Here is a 22855-nt window from a genome sequence, read left to right on the forward strand (position 1 = left end):
GCGCCCAGTCGGCGCCCTACTGCAAGAGGGGTGGGGGAAATTGTGTAAACGAATGATAACTCGGGCAGCGCCAGCGCTGGCTACGTCTGGGCAAGAACTGTCAAACATTGCAAAGTTAACGAATCTTGACTGGAGTTGTTGCGCAACAAGCCGCCACACTGTCTCAACTGTTCCAATAGTCAGCAACTAGCTGGCAACACGGTTCGGTTTCGGGTTGGGGGTGGAAAGAGCTATGAATCAATTGCGCATACTTATGATGTCGCCGGACGAACCCGCACGCAACACTGCGGTGTCCACGCTGCTGCAGGCTGGGATTTCCGCCCGCGGTTGCACGACGTCTCTCGAATTGTTTGGACTGCTCAATAGCGGTGTATACGACGCTGTTGTCCTGGATGTTGGGACGTTGGGCGAAATCGGCTATGCCCTCGTGGCGCGGCTACATGGGTCGTCGCCGATGGGAATCGTGGTTACAGGCCTCGGCATGTCCGTGGACAGCCGCCTGCGTTGCCTGCAAAGCGGGGCGGACGCATGCCTGACTGATCCCCATGATCCGCGCGAACTGGCTTGTATTCTGCTGGCTCTGGCTCGCCGCCTGCCCGCCGGACTGGATTCGCCGGGTGACGCGGGCCTTAATGCGCAATGGGAATTGCGTGACCAGGGCTGGACGCTGGTTGCTCCCTCTGGCGCGGCGATCTCCCTGTCCGCCAATGAGCGTCTGATTGTCCGCTCCTTGCTGGAAGTGGCGGGCAGGGCAGTGGGCCGGTCCGAGCTGGGCGATGAGCTTCGGGTTGAAGGCGGCGGAGTGCGCTCCAGCGGGTCCCGCAGCATCGACGTGATTGTCAGCCGGCTGCGCCGCAAGGCCGAATTGGCTGGCGTGATGTTGCCCATCCGCACGGTTTACGGCAGCGGCTATCTATTCGCTGACCAGTAGGCTCGCGGGCGAGTACACTTGCCCCTACGCGCTCGCGAGGGCTCATGAATTACCTGGGCGGTCCGGCTGGTTTCAGTCTGGCAGGCGGTATGGATACGCACCGGTACATGACCCCAATTTTCGCGACTCGCGCCTAACTGGCGGTCTTTTTGCCGGCAACGCGCCGCGACGCAGCACTTACAAAAAATTTTGACAGTGCACCTTTATCTCAGTTATGCTAAAGGGCTTACTGCTTTATTTCGCGCGCAAATTCTGTACGCCGAAGGATAACCAGTCTAGGTCTACACAAACAAAGGTGCGTCACGAGCCTTTTGTTTGTGCGGCCATCAGTCCGACTGTTGTCTTGCCGCATTCAGCTTTGTGCGTTTGTCATAGTTTGTTGGCAAGCCCGCTCTTTTACGTATACGAACGTTTGAGGCGGTTTTGCGCGAACTGCCTTCTCCGAAAATTCACTGCTTCCGGAGACGAGTACGCAAGTACTTACCAGTGGTACGTAAAAGGGATTTCAAAGGTCATGCCTACCATTAGCCAACTCGTGCGCAAGCCGCGCGAAGTCAGCATCATCAAAAGCAAGAGCCCCGCGCTCGAAAACTGCCCGCAACGCCGCGGCGTGTGCACTCGCGTGTACACCACCACCCCCAAGAAGCCGAACTCTGCTCTGCGCAAGGTTGCCAAAGTGCGTCTGACCAACGGTTACGAAGTCATTTCGTACATCGGCGGTGAAGGCCACAACCTGCAAGAGCACTCGGTCGTTCTGGTGCGTGGCGGTCGTGTGAAGGACTTGCCCGGTGTGCGTTATCACATCGTGCGCGGTTCCCTTGACCTGCAAGGCGTCAAGGACCGTAAGCAGTCCCGCTCGAAGTACGGCGCCAAGCGCCCGAAAAAGGCTTAATAACAAGTCAGCAGTACCCCCGCGTGGCGGAAGTCCGTCACTAGGGCAGTGCGACCGCGCCCTCCGGTTTTTGGGATGGAGCGCGGTACGTAAGGGGTCGTCCCAATGGACGGCCATGGCCGTGTAATGAAACACGGTTCAACTGAAAAGACACAAGGAAGCAACAATGCCCCGTCGTCGCGAAGTACCCAAGCGCGAGATTCTGCCCGATCCTAAGTTCGGCAGCGTCGAGCTCGCCAAGTTCATGAACGTCGTCATGCTGGACGGTAAGAAGGCCGTCGCCGAGCGCATCGTTTACGGTGCCCTCGAGCAAGTGCAAACCAAGACCGGCAAAGAGCCGATCGAAGTTTTCAGCCTGGCGATCAACAACATCAAGCCGATCGTCGAAGTCAAGAGCCGCCGCGTTGGCGGTGCCAACTACCAAGTGCCGGTTGAAGTGCGCCCTGTGCGCCGCCTGGCCCTGGCTATGCGTTGGCTCCGTGAAGCCGCTAAGAAGCGTGGCGAAAAGTCGATGGATCTGCGTCTTGCTGGCGAACTGATCGACGCCTCCGAAGGTCGTGGCGCCGCCATGAAGAAGCGCGAAGACACGCACAAGATGGCAGAGGCCAACAAGGCCTTCAGCCATTTCCGCTGGTAATTTAAGGACTAATCCACCATGGCCCGCAAAACCCCGATCGAGCGCTATCGCAACATTGGCATCTCTGCGCACATCGATGCAGGGAAAACCACCACGACCGAACGTATCCTGTTCTACACCGGCGTCAATCACAAGATTGGCGAAGTGCATGATGGCGCAGCCACCATGGACTGGATGGAACAAGAGCAAGAGCGTGGCATCACCATTACGTCGGCTGCAACGACGGCGTTTTGGCGTGGCATGGCGAAGAACTATCCCGAACACCGCATCAACATCATCGACACCCCGGGTCACGTGGACTTCACCATTGAGGTGGAACGTTCCATGCGCGTCCTGGACGGTGCTTGCATGGTCTATTGCGCGGTGGGCGGTGTTCAGCCTCAGTCCGAAACCGTGTGGCGCCAAGCCAACAAGTACGGCGTGCCGCGTTTGGCCTTCGTCAACAAGATGGACCGCACCGGCGCCAACTTCTTCAAGGTCTATGACCAGCTGAAGAATCGCCTGCGCGCCAATCCCGTGCCGATCGTGATTCCGATCGGCGCCGAAGACACGTTCCAAGGCGTGGTCGACCTGGTCAAGATGAAGGCGATCATTTGGGACGAAGCCAGCCAAGGTATCAAGTTCGACTACCACGAAGTTCCCGCTGAGCTGGAAGGCCTGGCGAACGAATGGCGTGAAAAGCTGGTCGAAGCCGCTGCTGAGTCGTCGGAAGAACTGATGAACAAGTACCTGGAAACGGGTTCCTTGGACGAAGACGAAATCAATCTGGCCATCCGTCAACGCACCATCGCTGGCGAAATCCAGCCGATGCTGTGCGGCACCGCCTTCAAGAACAAGGGCGTGCAGCGCATGTTGGACGCGGTCATCGACTACCTGCCCTCGCCCGTGGATATTCCCGCGGTTGATGGCCAGGACGACGATGGCAATCCCGTCACGCGTGAAGCCAACGACGACGAGAAGTTCTCGGCTCTGGCATTCAAGCTGATGAGCGATCCGTTCGTGGGTCAATTGACCTTCGTGCGCGTTTACTCGGGCGTTCTGAAGTCGGGCGATACGGTCTACAACCCCATCAAGGGCAAGAAAGAACGTATTGGCCGCATTCTGCAGATGCACGCGAACAACCGCGAAGAAATCAAGGAAGTGTTGGCAGGCGACATCGCCGCCGTGGTGGGTCTGAAAGACGTGACCACCGGCGAAACGCTTTGCGACATCGACTCCCACATCCTGCTCGAACGCATGATTTTCCCTGAGCCCGTGATTTCGCAGGCCGTGGAACCGAAGTCGAAGGCTGACCAAGAAAAGATGGGTCTGGCGCTGTCGCGTCTGGCTCAGGAAGATCCGTCGTTCCGCGTGCGCAGCGACGAAGAATCCGGCCAAACCATCATTTCCGGTATGGGCGAGCTTCACTTGGAAATTCTGGTCGACCGCATGAAGCGTGAGTTCGGCGTTGAAGCCAACGTCGGCAAGCCGCAAGTGGCCTACCGTGAAACCATTCGCAAGGTCTGCGAAGAAGTTGAAGGCAAGTTCGTCAAGCAGTCGGGCGGTCGCGGCCAGTACGGTCACGTGGTCCTGAAGGTCGAGCCCCTGCCTCCCGGCGGTGGTTTCGAATTCGTGGACGCCATCAAGGGCGGTGTGGTTCCTCGCGAATACATCCCCGCAGTGGACAAGGGCATCCAGGAAACGCTGCCTTCGGGCGTGTTGGCTGGCTACCCGATCGTCGACGTCAAGGTCACGCTGTTCTTCGGTTCGTACCACGATGTGGACTCGAACGAAAACGCGTTCAAGATGGCCGGCTCCATGGCATTCAAGGAAGGTCTGCGCAAGGCCAGCCCCGTGCTGCTGGAACCGATGATGGCCGTCGAAGTCGAAACGCCTGAAGACTACGCTGGCACCGTGATGGGCGATCTGTCCTCGCGTCGCGGCATGGTTCAAGGTATGGACGACATGGTTGGCGGCGGCAAGACCATCAAGGCTGAAGTGCCCCTGGCTGAGATGTTCGGTTACGCCACGAGCCTGCGTTCGTTGACGCAAGGTCGTGCCACGTACACGATGGAATTCAAGCATTACTCCGAGGCCCCCAAGAACGTCGCTGACGAAGTCATCGCCGCTCGGGCCAAGTAAATAACCCTTGTCAGGTCCGTCCAGTCGGACGGCCCTGGCAGAAATCAAGTTTCCTTGAAAGTTAAAGGATAGAGATCATGGCAAAAGGCAAGTTTGAACGTACCAAGCCGCACGTGAACGTGGGTACGATTGGTCACGTTGACCACGGCAAAACGACGTTGACGGCAGCTATCACGACCGTTCTGTCGAACAAGTTCGGTGGCGAAGCCAAGGGCTACGACCAGATCGATGCGACTCCTGAAGAAAAGGCTCGCGGCATCACGATCAACACCGCTCACGTCGAGTACGAAACGGCAGCGCGTCACTACGCGCACGTTGACTGCCCGGGCCACGCTGACTATGTGAAGAACATGATCACGGGCGCGGCGCAAATGGACGGCGCGATTCTGGTGGTTTCGGCCGCTGACGGCCCGATGCCGCAAACGCGTGAACACATCCTGCTGTCGCGCCAAGTTGGCGTGCCGTACATCATCGTCTTCCTGAACAAGGCTGACATGGTTGACGACGCCGAGCTGCTCGAGCTGGTGGAAATGGAAGTTCGCGAGCTTCTGTCGAAGTACGACTTCCCGGGCGACGATACCCCGATCATCAAGGGTTCGGCCAAGCTGGCGCTGGAAGGCGACAAGGGCGAACTGGGCGAACAGGCCATCATGAACCTGGCTGACGCTCTGGACTCGTACATCCCGACGCCTGAGCGTGCCGTTGACGGCGCGTTCCTGATGCCGGTTGAAGACGTGTTCTCGATCTCGGGTCGCGGCACGGTGGTTACCGGCCGTATCGAGCGCGGCATCGTCAAGGTTGGCGAAGAAATCGAAATCGTCGGTCTGGTTCCGACGGTCAAGACGACTTGCACGGGCGTTGAAATGTTCCGTAAGCTGCTCGACCAAGGTCAAGCTGGCGACAACGTGGGCATTCTGCTGCGCGGCACCAAGCGTGAAGACGTCCAGCGCGGCCAAGTTCTGGCCAAGCCGGGCTCGATCACCCCGCACACGGACTTCACGTCCGAGGTGTACATCCTGTCCAAGGAAGAAGGCGGCCGTCACACTCCGTTCTTCCAAGGCTATCGTCCCCAGTTCTACTTCCGCACGACGGACGTGACTGGCACGATCGAGCTGCCGGCCGACAAGGAAATGGTTCTGCCGGGCGACAACGTCGGTATGACGGTCAAGCTGTTGGCTCCGATCGCCATGGAAGAAGGTCTGCGTTTCGCCATTCGTGAAGGCGGTCGTACCGTCGGCGCCGGCGTCGTCGCCAAGATCCTGAAGTAATTCGGATCAGTTAAGCAGCACCCAACCAGCGAGGGCGCAATGCCGCCCTCGTCTCTCGTTCTTTAGGAAACGCCATGAAAAACCAAAAGATTCGCATCCGCTTGAAGGCTTTTGATTACAAGCTGATCGATCAATCGGCCGCTGAAATCGTTGACACCGCCAAGCGCACGGGCGCAGTCGTCCGCGGCCCGGTGCCGCTGCCCACGCGTATCCGTCGTTACGACGTTCTGCGTTCGCCGCACGTCAACAAGACGTCGCGCGACCAGTTCGAAATCCGTACCCATCAGCGTTTGATGGACATCGTTGATCCCACCGACAAGACCGTTGACGCTCTGATGCGTCTGGACCTGCCGGCCGGCGTCGACGTCGAAATCGCGCTGCAGTAAGGCGTACCGGGCCTGCTACCTTCGCCGGTAGGCTCGTAAAAAATGGCCGTATTCCCAAGGGAGTGCGGCCATTTTGTTTTTGTGGCGGCAATGTGCGGCGTTGGTCAGATCACAATAGGTTCGACCTGATTGCAGATCGCACGCACAAGGCTGTAGACCGTCAATGAAGAGGTCTTGGGGTTGGCGGCTAGCGGCTTGCCCCGCATGGTTAATTCGAACTCGCCGAACGCGCCTTGCGCGTGTACATGGTGGACATTGTCTTGCACGCCAGGGTCGGCCAGCAATTGCACACGTGTTTGATCCAGGCCCAGGCCCGCCAAGGCCAGAGTCGCCGCTACATTCGCGTTTTTGGGGTAAGCCGCCGCGGCTTCGCGCGCGCTGCCTTCGAAAATAACAGCCGCTTCGGTCAGTGCCGGCAGGTCGAAGAGGGTGCTTGCGGGTGTACCGCTCCAGGCCAGCGGCGGCTTGCGGCCGGTGTAGATCACCCGCTCCAATCCGCCATGGCGTGCGGCGGCCAGAGCATCGATGGCGCCGATAGCGCCCGACAGCAATTGAACGCGTGTCCCGCCGGCGATGGCTGCTTGTTCCAAGTCGTGCGCCAGGCCTGGCGCGGCCAATGCTCCGACGGAGGCGATCACGCACGGAATGCCCGCGCGCAGTGCGGGGATGACGTGTTCGACAATCGCGCCATGACCCGCGCACTCCACGAGCAAGTCGGGGCGTTGCGCCACGGTGTCCAGACTGGCATGAACAGCCGCTTGCGCCGCCCACGGTTTGATGCGCTCTCGTGCGGCGTCCAGCCGCGCCGCCGGAGCCAGCACTGTCGTGACGGCCAGGTCGGTGCGCCGGGCAAGCAAAGTCAGAGTGGCAATACCGATCGCGCCATAGCCCACCATGGCAATCTTAAACATCGAAACGTCCTTGGAAATAGTGGTTTTGAGGTGCAGCACAGTGGTCAATGAGGGGGCTGCCTCGTGTTAGCGGGCGCTTACTGCCCAATTCGGCGTCTGTTCACCGGGCTGCCGGCGACCAGGTTTCAATACGGGTGAATGGTTGTGGCAAATCCGCGTCCTGTACCTGTCCAAAGCGGGCTAAGTGCTTGTGCTGACTGAAAAAAACGTGCTAATATGCCAAGCTTGCCATTTTGTGGCAAGTCAAACCATGGGAAAAGTTCAGCCCGCTCAAAGTTTGGGGTAAGTGCTTGGGGTAAGTGCTTGGGGTAAGCCGCAAGGCAAGCCTGAGTAAGCCGCAACAAGCTTAGAGCTAGTTAAACCCAACCCTGGTTGAACATAGTCGTAGGGCAAAGGCCGTTACCTTTTGCCCGATTAGCCCCGACCAATCGCAGTCGGGAATGGAGAAAACGATGTCGAATTCGACACCCACGCCCGCCGCTCACCGGCTGGGGCTGGTGGGTCGCAAGGTCGGCATGACCCGCATTTTTACCGAGGATGGTGAATCCATCCCTGTGACCGTGCTGGACGTGTCTAACAACCGCGTGACCCAAATTAAGTCGCTGGAAACCGACGGCTACGCCGCGATCCAGTTGGCTTATGGCACTCGTCGTGCCTCGCGTGTGGCTCAGCCGCAAACGGGCCACTACGCCAAAGCCGGCACTGAAGCCGGTAGCATCCTGAAAGAATTCCGCCTTGATCCCGCTCGCGCCGCAGAATTTGTGGCTGGTGCTGTGGTCGCCGTGGAAACCGTGTTCGAAGCCGGCCAACAGGTCGACGTGACGGGCACGACCATTGGTAAAGGCTTCGCCGGTACCATCAAGCGTCACCACTTCGGTTCGCAACGCGCTTCGCACGGTAACTCCCGTTCGCACCGCGTTCCCGGCTCGATTGGTCAAGCACAAGATCCGGGTCGCGTTTTCCCGGGTAAGCGCATGGCTGGTCACCTGGGTGATGTCACCCGCACCGTGCAAAACCTCGACGTCGTTCGCGTTGACGTTGAACGTGGTCTGCTGCTGGTCAAGGGCGCTGTCCCCGGCCACGCTGGCGCCGACATCGTCGTGCGCCCGGCCATCAAGGCCCCGGCCAAGAAGGGAGCGTAAGTAAATGGATCTCAAGCTCCTGAACGACCAAGGTCAGGCCGCTGCTACGTTCAGCGCGCCCGACACGATCTTCGGCCGTGACTTTAACGAAGCTCTGATTCATCAGATCGTGGTGGCTTTCCAAGCCAATGCCCGTGCCGGCAACCGCGCTCAGAAGGATCGTTCTGAAGTTAAGCACTCGACCAAGAAGCCCTGGCGCCAGAAGGGTACCGGCCGCGCACGCGCTGGTATGACTTCGTCGCCGTTGTGGCGTGGCGGTGGTCGGATTTTCCCGAACTCGCCCGAAGAGAACTTCAGCCAGAAGGTCAACAAGAAGATGTACCGCGCCGGGATCCGTTCGATCTTGTCGCAACTGGCTCGTGAAGACCGCATCGCTGTTGTCGAATCGTTTGATCTGGAATCGCCGAAGACCAAGGACGCTGCTGCAAAGCTGAAGAGCCTGGGCCTGGACTCGGTCCTGATCATCACCGACAGCGTTGATGAGAATGTTTACCTCGCCACCCGCAACTTGCCGCACGTTGCTGTTGTCGAGCCCCGTTATGCCGATCCGTTGTCGCTGGTCCACTACAAGAAAGTGCTGATCACCAAGCCGGCCATCGCTCAACTCGAGGAGATGCTGGGATGAACGCTGAACGCTTGATGCAAGTCATTCTGGCTCCGATCGTGACCGAAAAGGCCACGTTCGTCGCTGAGAAGAATCAGCAAGTCGCTTTCCGTGTCGTGGCTGACGCTACCAAGCCGGAAATCAAGGCTGCCGTCGAACTGCTCTTCAAAGTGCAGGTCGAGTCCGTGCAGGTCCTCAACCGTAAGGGCAAAGTCAAGCGCTTTGGCCGATTCGTTGGCCGCCGCCGTAATGAGCGCAAGGCTTACGTGTCGCTCAAAGACGGCCAGGAAATCGACTTTGCGGAGGTGAAGTAAATGGCCCTCGTAAAAGTTAAGCCGACTTCGGCTGGCCGTCGTGGCATGGTGAAGGTTGTTAGTCCCAACCTGCACAAGGGTGACCCCTACGCGCCGCTGCTGGAAAAGAAGATCCGTGGTTCGGGCCGTAACAACAACGGTCACATCACGATCCGTCATCGTGGCGGTGGCCACAAGCAGCACTACCGTCTCGTCGACTTCCGTCGTGACAAGGACGGTATCCCGGCAAAGGTCGAGCGTCTGGAATATGACCCGAACCGTACGGCGCACATTGCTCTGCTGTGCTACGCCGACGGCGAACGTCGTTACATCATCGCTCCGCGTGGTCTGGAAGTGGGTTCTACCGTGCTGTCGGGCGTCGAAGCTCCGATCCGCGTCGGTAACACGCTGCCGATCCGCAACATCCCGGTGGGTACGACGATTCACTGCGTCGAAATGCTGCCTGGCAAGGGTGCTCAAATGGTCCGTTCGGCCGGCGCTTCCGCCGTCCTGCTGGCTCGCGAAGGCATCTACGCTCAAGTGCGTCTGCGCTCTGGTGAAGTCCGCCGTGTGCACATCGAATGCCGCGCCACCATTGGTGAAGTCGGTAACGAAGAACACAGCCTGCGCCAAATTGGCAAGGCCGGTGCAATGCGTTGGCGTGGTGTCCGCCCGACGGTCCGTGGCGTTGCCATGAACCCGGTGGATCACCCGCACGGTGGCGGTGAAGGCCGTACCGGTGAAGCACGCGAACCGGTCAGCCCGTGGGGTACTCCGGCGAAGGGTTTCAAGACCCGTCGCAACAAGCGGACGAACAATATGATCGTCCAACGGCGCAAGCGCAAGTAAGAGGCGAACACTATGTCACGTTCGATCAAGAAAGGCCCGTTTGTCGATGCTCACCTGATCAAAAAGGTGGACACGGCCGTCGCGGGCAAAGACAAGAAGCCGATCAAGACCTGGTCGCGTCGCTCCACGATCCTGCCCGAGTTCATCGGTCTGACGATCGCTGTGCACAACGGCAAGCAACATGTCCCCGTGTATATCAACGAGAACATGGTCGGTCACAAGCTGGGCGAGTTCGCGTTGACCCGTACGTTCAAGGGTCACGCTGCGGACAAGAAGGCGAAGAGGTAAGCGATGGAAACTACTGCCATTATCCGTGGGGTGCACATCTCGGCACAGAAGACGCGTCTGGTTGCGGACTTGATCCGTGGTCAGAAGGTCGGCCGTGCCCTGGAGATCCTCACCTTCTCGCCGAAGAAGGCTGCCGTCATCCTGAAGAAGGCTGTCGAGTCCGCCATCGCCAACGCCGAGCACAACGACGGCGCCGATATCGACGAACTGAAAGTCACCACGATTTTTGTGGACAAGGCTCAGTCGATGAAGCGCTTCTCCGCTCGCGCCAAGGGCCGCGGCAACCGTATCGAGAAGCAGACCTGCCATATCACGGTTAAGGTCGGAGCTTAAGGAGTCACGATGGGTCAGAAAATTCACCCCACTGGGTTCCGTCTCGCGGTCACCCGTAATTGGTCCTCGCGTTGGTTCGCCGACGACAAGTCCTTCGGTGCCATGCTGGCCGAAGACATTCGTGTTCGCGAGTACCTCAAAAAGAAGCTCAAGAGCGCCTCCGTTGGTCGTGTGATCATCGAGCGTCCCGCCAAGAATGCCCGCATTACCGTCTACTCGGCTCGTCCGGGTGTGGTGATCGGCAAGCGCGGCGAAGACATCGAAAGCCTGAAGGCTGATCTGCAGCGTCTGATGGGCGTGCCTGTGCACGTCAACATCGAAGAAATCCGCAAGCCGGAAACCGATGCTCAACTGATCGCCGACTCGATCTCGCAACAGCTCGAGAAGCGCATCATGTTCCGTCGCGCAATGAAGCGTGCGATGCAGAACGCGATGCGTCTGGGTGCCCAAGGCATCAAGATCATGAGCGCCGGCCGTCTGAACGGTATCGAAATTGCTCGCACCGAGTGGTATCGCGAAGGCCGTGTGCCGCTGCACACCCTCAAGGCCAATATTGACTACGGCACCTCCGAAGCCCACACCACGTATGGCGTGATTGGCATCAAGGTCTGGGTCTATAAGGGCGACATGCTGGCTAACGGCGAATTGCCGCCGGAAACCGCAGCCCCGCGCGAAGAAGAACGTCGTCCGCGCCGCGCTCCGCGTGGTGATCGTCCGGACGGTGCTCGCACCGGTCGTCCGGGTGGTCGCGGTCGTGGTGGTCCCCGCAAGGCGGACGCTGCTCCGGCGCCTGAAGGAGAATAACCATGCTGCAACCCTCTCGCAGAAAGTATCGCAAAGAGCAGAAGGGCCGCAACACCGGTCTGGCGACTCGTGGTACCCACGTGTCGTTCGGCGAATTCGGTCTGAAGGCCACCGGCCGTGGCCGTTTGACCGCTCGTCAGATCGAAGCCGCTCGTCGTGCTATCAATCGTCACATCAAGCGTGGCGGCCGTATCTGGATTCGCATTTTCCCGGATAAGCCCATCTCGCAAAAGCCCGCCGAAGTCCGTATGGGTAACGGTAAGGGCAATCCTGAGTACTGGGTCGCTGAAATTCAGCCCGGCAAAGTGCTCTACGAAATGGAAGGTGTGAGCGAAGAGATCGCGCGTGAAGCTTTCCGCCTGGCCGCTGCCAAGCTGCCGATTTCGACCACGTTCGTCGCGCGTCATATCGGTGCTTAAGGAGTACTAACATGAAAGCTAGCGAACTCCGTTCGAAAGATGCCGCCGAGCTCGGCAAAGAGCTCGAAAGCCTGCTGAAGGCACAATTCGGTCTGCGTATGCAGAAGGCCACGCAGCAACTGGCCAACACCAGCCAGCTGCGCAATGTGCGTCGTGACATTGCACGCGTTCGCACCTTGCTGACCGAGAAGGCAGGGAAATAAAGATGAGCGAAACTCAAAACACCCAAGTGGCCAAGCGCCAGCGTACGCTGGTTGGCAAGGTCGTAAGCAACAAGATGGACAAGACTGTCGTCGTTCTGGTTGAACGCCGCGTCAAGCACCCCATCTTCGGCAAGATCATCATGCGCTCCGCGAAGTACAAGGCGCACGATGAATCGAACCAATACAACGAAGGCGACACGGTTGAAATCGCTGAAGGCCGTCCCATCTCGCGCTCGAAGTCGTGGCGTGTGGTGCGTCTGGTTGAAGCCGCACGTGGCATCTAAGTAAAGCAGATCATCGGAACGGTTCGCTGTTCTGATATAAAGCGGCAAGGGCTAAACCCCTTGCCGTTTTTTTTTGCCTTTTATTCCGGAATTCAAAGAACATCATGCGCGGCTTCAAGAAGGCAATTCCGCTTGGGTTGATGGCCGCGATGGCACTGGCTACGGTTTCCCAGCAGACGCTTGCCCAAGGTCAAGGCCAACAAGGTCAAGGCCAATCCGAGCCGTCCGCACAGAATGGAATCAGCCCTGAAGGCGCTGCTGTCGGCGCGGCGCCATCTGCTAAAGCCTTGCAGGGAGCGGGCGGTGGCGCACCAGCCACGGCCCCGACGGATCTGACATCGTTAGGCAAAAGCCTGTTGAATGCTGGCCCCGATCCGCGCGTCAAAATGGATGGTCTGTCGCGTGAACACGCAGCTATCTTCGGTACCGAAGATGAAAACGAACAGGCGCTGATGGATCAGGAACGAGCGCTACAGGTTCAACGTGATCAATTGCACATGCTTGAGCGCTTGTTGACCGGAACTCCGGCTTCGGCACATCCACCGCCGCCAGCAATGATTCCATTGAACGGCTCGCGTGCACCGATGAACATGCAACCCCTGGCGCCTACGCCGTCGGGCTCGCAAATAGACAGAGGCAACAGTGAAACGCAGCGCAGCATCGACGAGATGCAGCGGCGTGTTAACGGCTTGCGGCGCGATGCCGACACGCTTCGGCAGAATGGAAGGTAGTGGCGCTGTCGAGCCGCCTCAGACAATAATGGCCGCACGGCGTCTGTGCGCCTCCCGCTTTTTCCCTGAGGAGCTGAACGTATGCGTAGGTCAGTGAGCAAACTTGGATTGGTGTGCAAGGCGTTGCTGGTAGCGGGAGGGCTGGCGTCCTCCGCCGCCTGGGCGCAACAAGTGCCACTGAAAGATCGGACCGTCACAAGGCCCTATCGACCAAGCCTGATGATTTTGGGCAACGACGGCCAGGTCAGTACGGGCATGGAAGTGACCGAGCTCACAAAGGTGGTCAATCGTCTAGAAGAGCAGGGCAAAGCTCTGGAAGAACTGCGCAAGGCGAATGACGCGCTGAGCCGCAAAGTAGATGCCCAGAAAAATGAACTTGATAAGCTGTCGCGCAGTGCTTCTAAACAGAATAGCGGCAGCAGTTCGGACGATCGAAAATTCGATGACTTGCGCAGGCGTATTGCCGACGTCAAGAGCAGTGTCGATGACCTGCGCCGCCGCGTGAAGTAGCGGAATTTCCAGGGTGCGCGCGGTCCTCTTCCTAACGTCCCCGCGCTCGTTCTCGCAACTGTCCCGCGATCCCGCTAGGGAAGTAGTACACCGACACCACAAACAAGATCCCGAGCCACAACAGCCAGCGGTCTGGTTCAAACAATAGCGCGAGCGGCGCGACGTCTGCCACGGCGTCATGGATCACATGCAAGCCGTCTTGCAGATAACTCTGCGCGAACACAAACAGGCTTGCGCCCACAACTGCGCCGTACATGGTTCCCATGCCGCCGATCACCAGCATCAACAGGATGTTGAGCATGATCTCGAAAGACAAAGAGGTATCGGGGCCGTTGTAGCGCAGCCATAACGCATACATAGCGCCAGCCAAGGTTGCGAAGGCGGCGGCCAGCAAATTGGACAGGCTGCGATACAGCACGGTCCGATAACCGATGGCTTCGGCGCGGAAGGGATTTTCGCGGATGGCCTGCAGCACGCGGCCAAACGGAGAATTCACGATGCGCAGCAGCATAAGGAACAACACGACACTGACTGCCGCGATCAAGTAATACGTGATGATGCGCCCGTCGATCGTGACGCCGAACAACGGCTCCGACAAGGGCCGGAATGCCGGACGCAACATTTGCGGCACCTTGAAATTCAGGCCGTCTTCGCCGCCCGTCAGATCCGACAGCTGCGATACCAGCGTCTGGAATGCGGCAGCCACCGCCAGCGTGATCATGGCGTAGAAGATGGCGCGTACCCGCAGGCTGGCCAACCCGATCAACAAGGCGAAGGCCAGTGACACGGCAAGCCCTCCCGCCACTCCTGAGAACACGGCTGTCCAGCCTGGCTCCAACCGCACGCTGGCGATCGCCACGCCGTACGCGCCAATACCGAAGAACATGGTGTGCGCAAAGCTCACGATGCCGGTATAGCCCAGCAGCAGGTCGTAGCTGGCGACAAGAATCACGAATACCAGAATCTTGGCCGCGACAGCCAGCGACTTGGGGCCGGGAAAGAGAAAGGGCGCCGCAGCCAAAGCGGCAACGATCAGAACAAGCAAGACGGCAAGTACGGTACTGCGTGGCGGATCGCCGGAGAGCAATCGTCGGATCATGTCGGCGGTTCCTAGCGATTCGTGACCGGATACACGCCCTGCGGACGCCACAACAGAATGGCAACCATCAGCGCAATGTTGGAAAACAGGGCGGCCTTAGGCAGCAGAAAACCGGTGTAGTTGGCCATCAGACCGACCAGCAACGCACCAATCAGGCACCCCACGGTGGAACCCAGACCTCCAATCATGATGACGATGAAGATCAGCACGTTCACCTGCGCGCCCAGTTGCGGCACGATCGACTGTTGATACATGCCCCAAAGCACGCCGCCCAGCCCGGCCAGCATTGAGCCGGCCACAAACACGCCAATAAAGAGGTGGCGGATGCGATAGCCCAAGCTCTCCACCATCTCGCGGTCTTCGACGCCAGCGCGGATCAGCAGACCGAGTTTGGTGCGGTTCAGCAGCCACAGCATGCCGCCCAGAACCAGCAAACCCACGACCAGCGCCACGACTCTGAACTTCTCGATCGCCGCGTCACCCACGAGGAACGCGCCGCGCATCGCTTCGGGCAAAGGCAGCGTAAGAGTCTGCGGACCCCACAACATCTTGATGATCTCTTCGCCGATGATCATGCCGCCCATCGTGATCAGGATCTGCTTCAAGTGTTGTCCGTAGACAGGGCGCACAATCACTCGTTCGAACGCGAGCCCCACCGCGCCAGCTACCAACATGCCGACAATCATGGCGGGCAGCACGGCGCCCACGTTCAGCCACAGGCTGCCGGACTGCGTCCAGTCCGCCATGGAGCCGAGCACAGTGGCGGCCATATACGCGCCGATGGCGATGAACAGGCCGTGTCCGAAATTCAGAACATCCATCAGCCCGAAGACGAGCGTCATGCCCGAGGCGACAATGAAAATGATCATGCCCATCGCCAAACCGGCGAAGGTCAGCGTGACCCAGGTAGAAAATGAGCCGACCAGGGGCAACGCCAATGCTGCCAGCGCAAGCACCAGCACAATCGGCCGCAGGTCAGCGCGGGTGCGGGGCAGCGGGGTGTCAGTGTTGATCGCGTTCATTGATGGCTTCCCAGCGACAGACCCAGAAGGCGCGTCTGCAACGCGTCGTCGTCCGCCAGTTCCTGCATGCCGCCTGCATGCACGACGCGTCCGTTATCCATGATCGCCACGTGATCGCCGACCTGACGGGCAAAGTTGAAGTTCTGCTCGACCAGCAGAATCGTCGTGGACGCCTGTTTGAGCTCGATGAATGCTTCGATCATGTTTTGGATGATGGCGGGCGCAAGTCCCTTGCTCGGTTCGTCGATCAGCAATAGCCGGCGCGGCTCGATGATGGCGCGTGCCACCGCAAGCATCTGCTTTTGGCCGCCCGACAGTTTGCCTGCGGGGTATAGCCAGAATTTCTTGAGAGCAGGAAAGAACCCAAAGATCCATTCAAGCCTGGCGGTATCCAACTGGTTCTCGCGCTTAGCCTGGCGTGCTGCCAGCAGCATGTTCTCTTTGACCGACAGGTCGGCGAAGATGCCCATGTTCTCGGGCACGTATGCCAGTCCCAAGCGTGCCATGTCGGGCGGTGAGCTGCGTGTGCCCGGCCCGCCAACCGGCACGCCTTCAAAGCACACCTGACCTTGCGACGCACGCCACAAACTCATGATCGTGCGTAATGTCGTCGTCTTGCCTGCGCCGTTGCGGCCCAGCAGCATCGTGACCGCAGAGGGGGCCACGGCCAGGTCGACGCCATGCAGTATGTGATACGCGCCGATATGCGTATGCACGTCTTTCAATTCCAGCAGGGGAGTCGCGTTCATGCGGAAGGCTCCCGCGGGGCGACGCCCAGATAGGCTTCCTGAACGATAGGCGAAGCGATGACGGCCGCAGGTTCGCCGTCCGCCATCAATTGGCCGTTATGCAGGACGACAATGCGGTCGGCCAGTTCGCGCACCACATCCATTTTGTGTTCAACCAGCAGAATGGTCTTGGACGGATCGTTCTTGATCTCGCGGATCAGCTCCAGCACGACGGGTACATCGTCCACACTCATCCCGGCTGTCGGTTCGTCGAACATGAACACTTGCGGCTCCAGCGCAATCAGCATGGCGATTTCCAGCTTGCGCTGATCACCGTGGGGCAAATCCGCGGCAGCCTGGTCACGGCGCGCATGCAGCCGCGTGCGTTCCAGCAGCGCGTCGGCACGCGCCAGCAACTGCCGATCTTCACTCCACGTGCGCCAGAATCGGATTTGCCGCCAGCCTATACCCTGCTGGCGCGATTGCAGGGCAAGGCGCACGTTTTCATGCACGCTCAAGCGCGGGAACAGCTGCGTCAATTGAAACGCGCGGCCCAGCCCTGCATGCATGCGGGCCGGGGCCGCAAGCGCGGTCAAGTCGCGTCCATTCAGGCGCACCGAACCCGCGTTTGCGCGCAATTGCCCCGAGATCAGGTTGAAGTAGGTGGTCTTGCCCGCGCCGTTCGGGCCGACAATGGCGGTCAACGTGCCAGGTGCATAACTGCAACTGACTTCGTTGACGGCCACATGTCCGCCAAAACGGATCGTGAGCGATTGGGTTTCCAGCATTGTGGGAGCGGGACGTTAGCGTTTGTTTTGGATCGGCACGGCCATCTGGTCCGGCGTGATTTCCTTGACCAGATCCTGCACGGCCCACGGCACAGACGGATCATTCTTGATGCGGAAGTGGTACATGGATTGCATCGCCTGATGATCTTCGGGACGGAAGGTCATCTTGCCTTTGGGCGTGTCGAAACTCATGCCCTCCATCGCTTTGATCAGCGTGTCGGTATCGGAGTTGCCCGCAGTCTTGTTCAGCGCTGCCACGATGGCCACGCCTGCGGACATGCCGCCCGCCGTGAAGAAATCCGGTGGCTGGTTGAAGCGCTTCTGGTGTTCGGCAACCAGCCAGTCATTCACCGGATTCTTCGGGATGCCGTAGTAGTAGTAGGTTGCGCCTTCCATGCCGGCCAGCGATTTCAGCGGCGTCATCGCGGCGAGCGTATTGCCGCCCGTTGCGATCTCGATGCCGAAACGTTTGGGGTCCAGGTCGGCAATCTTGAACGGATTGCCCGCGCCGGCCCAAAGAATGAAGATGATCTTGCGGCCGGGTTTGTCCTTCAGCGCATCGAACAGCCGTTGCGCGCCCGCTGTGAAGTCGGTGGCGTTGGCGGGCAGATATTCCTCATGCACGATCTTCGCATTTTTCAGGGCGCCTTTGAACGCCTTCACCCCGTCGCGGCCAAAGGCATAGTCCTGCGCCAGCATGGCGATTGAGGTGCCTGGCTGATCAAACGCGACTGCGTTGGCGATCGCATCCTGCGATGAATTGCGGCCGGTGCGGAAGATGTACTTGTTCCATTTTTCACCGGTAATGGAATCCGCGACCGCGGGTTCAACCAGCAGAATCTTTTCGTACTCTTCGGCGATGGGCAGCATGGCTAGCGCCACGCCAGAGGAGGTGGGTCCGACGGCGATATCGGCGTTGTCGTCCGCGTAGGCCGATGCCAGTTGAGCGCGGGCGACGTCGGGCTTGCCCTGGTTGTCTTTCTCGATCACGCGTATCTTGCGGCCCGCCACTGTCATGGTGCCTTGGGTCGCGTATTCCAGACCGAGCATCAGGCCGTTCTGCGTTTGCTTGGCATAGGCTTCGAGCGGCCCCGTCTTGTCATAGACGTGAGCGACGACGAAGTCCTTTGCGGCCATGGCCGAATTCATGCAAAGGGCGGCCAGCGCAGCTATCAAAATACGATTCATGGGTGACTCCTGTTATCAGTGGGCACGAGCGGGCGCTGTCAATTCCGGCGTGGCAAGGAATTGCCGGATGGCATCGATCTGGGGCGCAACGTTTAAGGCGGGGGCATGGCCGCAATCGGGGAAGTCGATGCGTTGCGCGCGCGGGCCGCGCTGGGTCATGGCGTGCGCGACGTCGGGCAGCAATAGATCCGAATCAGCGCCCCGCAGCAGCAGGAGCGGCATGCGCAGCGTGTCGTAGCCGCTCCAACGATCGTAGTCAGCGGGGTGATGCGTGAATTGGCCGACGATGGCGGGATCATAGTGGGCAGTGACGCGGCCGTCTGGCAGACGGCGCACCGAGGTTTCGGCCATCGTGCGCCACTGTGCGTCGCTTTGCCAGCCGTACGGCTTGTATGCGGCACGCAGCCAGGTTTCCAGTTCCGTTACCGTGTCGAAGGCCGGCGGGTTGCCCGCATAGGCCAGGATGCGCTCAATAGCGGGTTGCGGCAGTTCGGGGCCGATATCGTTCACGACCAGGTGCGAGATACGGTCGCGCAGCGTTGAGGCGGCGGCGTGCATGCCTGTCGCGCCACCCATGGACGTGCCTACCCAGCGCATTGTCGCCAGCGATAAGCCGTCGGCCAAGGCACGCGCCAGTTGCGCGTAGAAATCCAGTCGATACTCGGCAACGGGATCTGAACTCCATTGCGACAGACCACGGCCGATCGTGTCCGGACAGATGATCCGATAGTCGTCAGCAAGCGCTTCTGCCAGCGTATCGAAGTCACGGCCGGTGCGGGCCAGACCATGCCACATGATCAAGGGCGGCGCGTCGGCGGCGCCCCATTCCATGTAGTGCAGTTCAAGCCCTTCACAGCGCAGATAGCGTGAAGCCGGCGTGTGGCGGCCGGCCATCGCGGGTGCGTGTGCCATGAGTCTCCTCCCGGGTTGTCCAGGTTGTGTGCTTATCGGGCTGAATATAGACTTGCGCCAGGCGTGACCACAATGCGCCGGACCCCCTAGAGCAGGGTGAGTCAAGAATATGTAGACGCAAGATCACAAGCGCTCATCCCATCCCCGCGCACCAGGAGACCGCGCATGCCCGATACGGAATTCGCCATTTCGGCCAGCGCCGGCGCCGACCGGCGCGAAGCGTGGCGCGCGGCGCTGTCGGATGCCTTTGGCCCTTTCGAGGTGCATCGCGGCCAGCCGGATCACTTTGCCGGACACGTGCGTTATGCGCGCCGCACCAGCCTGCAATTCAATGATCTGCACTATCAGGGACAGAAGCTGGAGCGTACTGCGGGCAACGTGTCCCGGCTGGACCAGGAGTTCTACACCTTTGGGCTACCGCTGAGCGGTCCGCTCGCGGTGCAGCAGCAGGGGCGTGAATTCCAGGTGGAACCCGGTTGCGTGTATCTGATGAACCAAAGTCTGCCGTATCAGGCAACGGCATTGGGCGCGTCGGGGTATCGCAGCCTGAGCGTGTCGTTTCCACGCAGCGCGCTGTCTCAGCGCGATTCCCGCATTGGCGCCTTCTATAAGCTGCGCGCCGACGATGGTTCGCCCAGGGGGGCGATGCTGGCTAGTTATATGGATCATCTGTTCAAGGGGATGGGCGGGTGGTCGGATACCGAAGTGACAGAGCTGGGTGAACGCCTGATCGACCTGATTGTGCTGTTCTTGGTGCAGGCGGAGCAGGCGCACGCATCGGAGTCGGATAGCAGTGTCACGCTGGCGCATCGGCATCGCGCGATGGCTTATATCCGCCAGCATCTGGCGGACCCCGGCTTGTCACCGTTGCGGGTAGCGCAGGGTTGCGGGTTGTCGGTAGCGTACTTGCACCGCATCTTGCAGGCCGGCGGGCTGTCGGCGGAGTCCTTCATTTTTGACCAGCGTCTGGACAAGTGCCGCGAGCTGTTGCTGAACCCGCTGCACGGCCATCGCAGCATTGCCGAACTGGCTTACCAGGTGGGCTTTTCCCATCCCTCGCATTTCAGCCGATTGTTCAAGCGCCGCTTCGGCATGACGCCGCGTGATCTGCGCGGCAGAACATAACGCTGCCGCCGTGTTTGAGCCTATTCAATGCACTGACGGGTTGTCAGGGCGGCTCATCGAAAAAAGGCCCGCTTGCGCGGGCCTTGTGGCTTCGGGCTATGCCTGCATCCGAATAGTTAGAACGGCGAGGGCTTGTTCGACAGGTTGACGACGCTGTTGCTCTTGAGATCCAGCCGGATGTGTTCGGACGGCACGCCATCCGCCAGCTTCAGCATGATCGCCATCAAGGGCTTGAAGCGCGCCTTGAACAGGTCAGCCAGCGTGTTCGCGTCGCTGACCTGGTTGCCGTTCATTTGCAGTCCGGCGTTGGTTTGGTTCAATGCTTGCGCCAGCAACTTGTACTGGCTGGCGCGCTGCGCCGGAATGTCAGCGAAGGCCAGGTCACCGGCGTTGGCCAGACGCACAAAATCGCCTGCCATGTCCAGCGCCTGCCACTTTGCGAAGTCCGCGAGCTGCATGCCATTGGCTTGCGCCAGCGCTTGCGCCCGGGTTTCGGCGTCGGCCAGGTCTGCGGCATAGGCTGGGTTGCTGGCGCTCGGGCCGCCTGCCACGTACAGGCAGTTGAAGAACGCGGGGGCGAGTTTGCTTTGGTTGCCGGTGTTCTTCAGTTCTGCCAGCGTGACCGTGGTGCGCAGTTGCGACAGGATCAGCAGGTCGGCTCCAGTCAGGGGGCTTTTGACCAATTCGCGCATCTCGCAGCGCCAGTCATCGTTGAGCAAACGCAGGCGGACAAGTTCGCTCATGTAGCGGTAGTTGAAATCGCCATAGTCCTTGGCATCCAGGATGGACACATCCCAGCGGGCAGGAACGTCATACGCGTTTTCCGCGCGATAAAGATCGAACAGTTCGTCAAAGCGCGGCACCTTATCCAGACGAACGGTTTGCACTTCGATCTCACTGGCGCTCTGCATGGTCATGAGTTTGTACGCCGGAACATAGGCCGCCATGGACGGAGCCTGAATGTTGAACAGCGCCGTGTCGCCGCCATAGTTGCGCACGGCCATGTCATTGAAGTGCATATGGCCGCCCACGTGCACCTTCAGACCGGTCTCGGCCAGCGCGCGCGTGGTGTTTTCCGCCGGGCGGCGCACCATCTGCATCTTGTTGGCGCCTAACAGCGCTTCGATATCGTCCGATGCGCCGTTGAAGAATTCGCTCATCGGGAAATGGCTGAACGCGACCACCTGCTTGCCCTGCGCCTTGCCGCGCGCGACAACGTCCGCCAGCCACTTGATCACATGGGCTTTGTGGGTAAGCATTTTGTTGTAGCCCTGGTCGCCAGAGCCGGTGAAATCGTTCGGGCCGTTACCCGTCGGCACATACACGTTGGCGTCCAGGCCGACCAGCCATACGCCCTTGACGGGCTCAACCACGTACGAGGTGTCCGGCACCATCTTGCACAAGGTGTAGTTCGATGGCTTGTTCGGTCCGCCCGTGCCTTGCGCGCAGATTTCGTACTGGCGGTTGATCCAGCTGGCTTGCGATAGCGCGGTGTTGTAGTTGTAGTCTTCGTATTTGTAGGTGCTGTACGGAGTCTCGTAGTACAGGTACTGCGGCTTAGGCATGAAGCCGTGTTGGGTGAGCGCCTCGGTGATGCCCGAGTAGCCCATGTGCAGCACTTCCTCAGTGCAATAGGTATCGCCTACACGAGCCCAATCGCCGGCGTAGGCCGTACTGCAAGCGGCATTGCCGCCGCGGCTGTAGATGGGCTGCGAAAAGCCGATGGCGTTGGTCGCGGGGTCCAGGCCCAGATAGTCGCTCTTGCCGTTGGCCTGGTTGTAGGGCCGCACGGGGTCATGATTGCCGGGGGCGGCAAAGAACTGAATGCCATGCTTGCGCGAGTACTCGTCCATGATCTTGACCAGGCCGCGCATGTGCACGGGCTGACCATCGTCCGAGAAGTCGCCGGGCAGGGCAATGTACTTCACGCCTCGGGCCGCCGCGTCGTCCAGTGCTGCCAGGAAAGCGAAGTAGTTTTCGTTGAACAGCCGCGTCGATGTCAACTGCGCATACATCGTGCGGATGGTGGCGTTGTCGCCTCGCTTTGGATTGGGAATGCCGGGAAACGAACCGTCTTTGAAGTCCGCGTAAACATCGTGGAAATGGATGTCGGGCATGAACGCGATTTGAACCGCGGCGGGCGGCACGGCCGGCGTTTCAACAACGGGCGTTTCCGCTACCGGGGGCGCGTCGTCGTCATCTTTGTCGCCGCCGCACGCGGCCAGCAGCGTGGCCAGCGCGATCGTGCCCGCAGCACGGGCGTAGCGTGAATAAGTATTCATGGGTTTTCTGGGCTTCCTGGAACATGTTTTTTTTCGGGCGGGAGTCCCCTGTTCCTGGGAAGGCCGTCCGCGAGCGAGGCGCAATCCTCGGCGATGCGGATGACA

The 22855-nt window shown here is 59.8% G+C and carries 27 protein-coding genes; 19 read left to right on the forward strand and 8 right to left on the reverse strand.

What is annotated here, in order from left to right; genetic code table 11:
- The first annotated feature begins 232 nt into the window (after window positions 1-232).
- The 6 genes from RAS12_RS22050 to rpsJ all read left to right on the forward strand — a co-directional run bounded on the left by RAS12_RS22050 (window position 233) and on the right by rpsJ (window position 6235).
- Window positions 233-931 carry a response regulator transcription factor gene (locus tag RAS12_RS22050; RefSeq protein ID WP_306940842.1) on the forward strand — a complete coding sequence of 233 codons (699 nt, stop codon included), beginning with the start codon at window positions 233-235 and terminating at the stop codon, window positions 929-931.
- 514 nt (window positions 932-1445) lie between these two features.
- Window positions 1446-1823: a 30S ribosomal protein S12 gene (gene rpsL / locus RAS12_RS22055; protein ID WP_025513351.1), complete on the forward strand. Its 378-nt coding sequence runs from the start codon at window positions 1446-1448 to the stop codon at window positions 1821-1823.
- A 166-nt stretch (window positions 1824-1989) separates the two neighbouring features.
- On the forward strand, window positions 1990-2460 hold the full coding sequence (gene rpsG / locus RAS12_RS22060) for a 30S ribosomal protein S7 (protein WP_006216561.1): 471 nt from the start codon (window positions 1990-1992) through the stop codon (window positions 2458-2460).
- Between the two features lie 18 nt (window positions 2461-2478).
- Entirely contained in the window at window positions 2479-4581 is a 2103-nt protein-coding gene (gene fusA, locus RAS12_RS22065; protein ID WP_306940874.1) for an elongation factor G, read from the forward strand.
- 77 nt (window positions 4582-4658) lie between these two features.
- Window positions 4659-5849, forward strand: coding sequence for an elongation factor Tu (tuf, locus tag RAS12_RS22070; protein ID WP_306940817.1), 1191 nt, complete (start codon window positions 4659-4661; stop codon window positions 5847-5849).
- 74 nt (window positions 5850-5923) lie between these two features.
- A complete protein-coding gene (rpsJ, locus tag RAS12_RS22075) occupies window positions 5924-6235 on the forward strand; it encodes a 30S ribosomal protein S10 (RefSeq protein WP_003806903.1) in 312 nt (103 codons plus the stop codon).
- 104 nt (window positions 6236-6339) lie between these two features.
- Here rpsJ and RAS12_RS22080 read toward each other — a convergent pair whose 3' ends face one another.
- Window positions 6340-7146: an aspartate dehydrogenase gene (locus RAS12_RS22080; protein ID WP_306941271.1), complete on the reverse strand. Its 807-nt coding sequence runs from the start codon at window positions 7144-7146 to the stop codon at window positions 6340-6342.
- Window positions 7147-7598: 452 nt separating this feature from the next.
- Between RAS12_RS22080 and rplC the strand changes: the two genes are divergently transcribed.
- From rplC to RAS12_RS22140, 12 genes are all read left to right on the forward strand, one after another.
- Complete coding sequence (rplC, locus tag RAS12_RS22085; protein WP_306941273.1) at window positions 7599-8288, forward strand: 50S ribosomal protein L3; 690 nt, start codon at window positions 7599-7601, stop codon at window positions 8286-8288.
- Between the two features lie 4 nt (window positions 8289-8292).
- Window positions 8293-8913 carry a 50S ribosomal protein L4 gene (rplD, locus tag RAS12_RS22090; protein ID WP_306941274.1) on the forward strand — a complete coding sequence of 207 codons (621 nt, stop codon included), beginning with the start codon at window positions 8293-8295 and terminating at the stop codon, window positions 8911-8913.
- On the forward strand, window positions 8910-9206 hold the full coding sequence (rplW, locus tag RAS12_RS22095) for a 50S ribosomal protein L23 (protein WP_006216557.1): 297 nt from the start codon (window positions 8910-8912) through the stop codon (window positions 9204-9206). The genes rplD and rplW overlap by 4 nt, the downstream gene beginning before the upstream one ends.
- On the forward strand, window positions 9207-10034 hold the full coding sequence (rplB, locus tag RAS12_RS22100) for a 50S ribosomal protein L2 (RefSeq protein ID WP_306941281.1): 828 nt from the start codon (window positions 9207-9209) through the stop codon (window positions 10032-10034).
- Between the two features lie 12 nt (window positions 10035-10046).
- On the forward strand, window positions 10047-10322 hold the full coding sequence (rpsS, locus tag RAS12_RS22105) for a 30S ribosomal protein S19 (protein ID WP_006216555.1): 276 nt from the start codon (window positions 10047-10049) through the stop codon (window positions 10320-10322).
- Window positions 10323-10325: 3 nt separating this feature from the next.
- Complete coding sequence (rplV, locus tag RAS12_RS22110) at window positions 10326-10655, forward strand: 50S ribosomal protein L22 (protein ID WP_006227021.1); 330 nt, start codon at window positions 10326-10328, stop codon at window positions 10653-10655.
- Window positions 10656-10664: 9 nt separating this feature from the next.
- A complete protein-coding gene (gene rpsC, locus RAS12_RS22115; protein ID WP_306941285.1) occupies window positions 10665-11459 on the forward strand; it encodes a 30S ribosomal protein S3 in 795 nt (264 codons plus the stop codon).
- Window positions 11460-11461: 2 nt separating this feature from the next.
- Window positions 11462-11878: a 50S ribosomal protein L16 gene (rplP, locus tag RAS12_RS22120; RefSeq protein ID WP_006216552.1), complete on the forward strand. Its 417-nt coding sequence runs from the start codon at window positions 11462-11464 to the stop codon at window positions 11876-11878.
- Between the two features lie 11 nt (window positions 11879-11889).
- Window positions 11890-12081, forward strand: a complete 192-nt coding sequence (gene rpmC, locus RAS12_RS22125; protein ID WP_003806912.1) for a 50S ribosomal protein L29 — start codon at window positions 11890-11892, stop codon at window positions 12079-12081.
- A gap of 2 nt (window positions 12082-12083) precedes the next feature.
- Window positions 12084-12365, forward strand: a complete 282-nt coding sequence (rpsQ, locus tag RAS12_RS22130; protein ID WP_306941348.1) for a 30S ribosomal protein S17 — start codon at window positions 12084-12086, stop codon at window positions 12363-12365.
- Between the two features lie 104 nt (window positions 12366-12469).
- Entirely contained in the window at window positions 12470-13096 is a 627-nt protein-coding gene (locus RAS12_RS22135; RefSeq protein ID WP_306941349.1) for a hypothetical protein, read from the forward strand.
- Between the two features lie 93 nt (window positions 13097-13189).
- The gene (locus RAS12_RS22140) at window positions 13190-13606 is read left to right on the forward strand and encodes a hypothetical protein (protein ID WP_306941350.1); all 417 of its coding nucleotides are present in this window, start codon (window positions 13190-13192) and stop codon (window positions 13604-13606) included.
- A 31-nt stretch (window positions 13607-13637) separates the two neighbouring features.
- On the opposite strand, the gene RAS12_RS22145 is transcribed toward RAS12_RS22140, so the two are convergent.
- The 6 genes from RAS12_RS22145 to RAS12_RS22170 are packed head-to-tail and all read right to left on the reverse strand — an operon-like array spanning window position 13638 to window position 19325.
- The gene (locus RAS12_RS22145; protein WP_306941352.1) at window positions 13638-14705 is read right to left on the reverse strand and encodes a branched-chain amino acid ABC transporter permease; all 1068 of its coding nucleotides are present in this window, start codon (window positions 14703-14705) and stop codon (window positions 13638-13640) included.
- An 11-nt stretch (window positions 14706-14716) separates the two neighbouring features.
- On the reverse strand, window positions 14717-15727 hold the full coding sequence (locus tag RAS12_RS22150) for a branched-chain amino acid ABC transporter permease (protein WP_306941354.1): 1011 nt from the start codon (window positions 15725-15727) through the stop codon (window positions 14717-14719).
- On the reverse strand, window positions 15724-16476 hold the full coding sequence (locus tag RAS12_RS22155) for an ABC transporter ATP-binding protein (protein ID WP_306941356.1): 753 nt from the start codon (window positions 16474-16476) through the stop codon (window positions 15724-15726). Before RAS12_RS22155 ends, RAS12_RS22150 begins: the two co-directional genes overlap by 4 nt.
- On the reverse strand, window positions 16473-17243 hold the full coding sequence (locus tag RAS12_RS22160; RefSeq protein ID WP_306941358.1) for an ABC transporter ATP-binding protein: 771 nt from the start codon (window positions 17241-17243) through the stop codon (window positions 16473-16475). The genes RAS12_RS22155 and RAS12_RS22160 overlap by 4 nt, the downstream gene beginning before the upstream one ends.
- 15 nt (window positions 17244-17258) lie before the next feature.
- Window positions 17259-18431, reverse strand: coding sequence for a substrate-binding domain-containing protein (locus RAS12_RS22165; RefSeq protein WP_306941360.1), 1173 nt, complete (start codon window positions 18429-18431; stop codon window positions 17259-17261).
- Between the two features lie 15 nt (window positions 18432-18446).
- Window positions 18447-19325: an alpha/beta fold hydrolase gene (locus RAS12_RS22170; protein WP_306951562.1), complete on the reverse strand. Its 879-nt coding sequence runs from the start codon at window positions 19323-19325 to the stop codon at window positions 18447-18449.
- Between the two features lie 183 nt (window positions 19326-19508).
- Here RAS12_RS22170 and RAS12_RS22175 point away from each other — a divergent pair, with 183 nt between their 5' ends.
- The gene (locus RAS12_RS22175) at window positions 19509-20468 is read left to right on the forward strand and encodes a helix-turn-helix domain-containing protein (protein WP_306941361.1); all 960 of its coding nucleotides are present in this window, start codon (window positions 19509-19511) and stop codon (window positions 20466-20468) included.
- Between the two features lie 116 nt (window positions 20469-20584).
- Here the strand turns inward: RAS12_RS22175 and RAS12_RS22180 are convergent, their stop codons facing one another.
- Window positions 20585-22750 (reverse strand): metallophosphoesterase, encoded by a 2166-nt coding sequence (locus RAS12_RS22180; RefSeq protein WP_306941364.1) that lies wholly within the window; start codon window positions 22748-22750, stop codon window positions 20585-20587.
- Window positions 22751-22855: the final 105 nt, after the last annotated feature.

Source organism: Achromobacter seleniivolatilans (assembly GCF_030864005.1).
Taxonomy (GTDB): Bacteria; Pseudomonadota; Gammaproteobacteria; order Burkholderiales; family Burkholderiaceae_B; genus Achromobacter; species Achromobacter seleniivolatilans.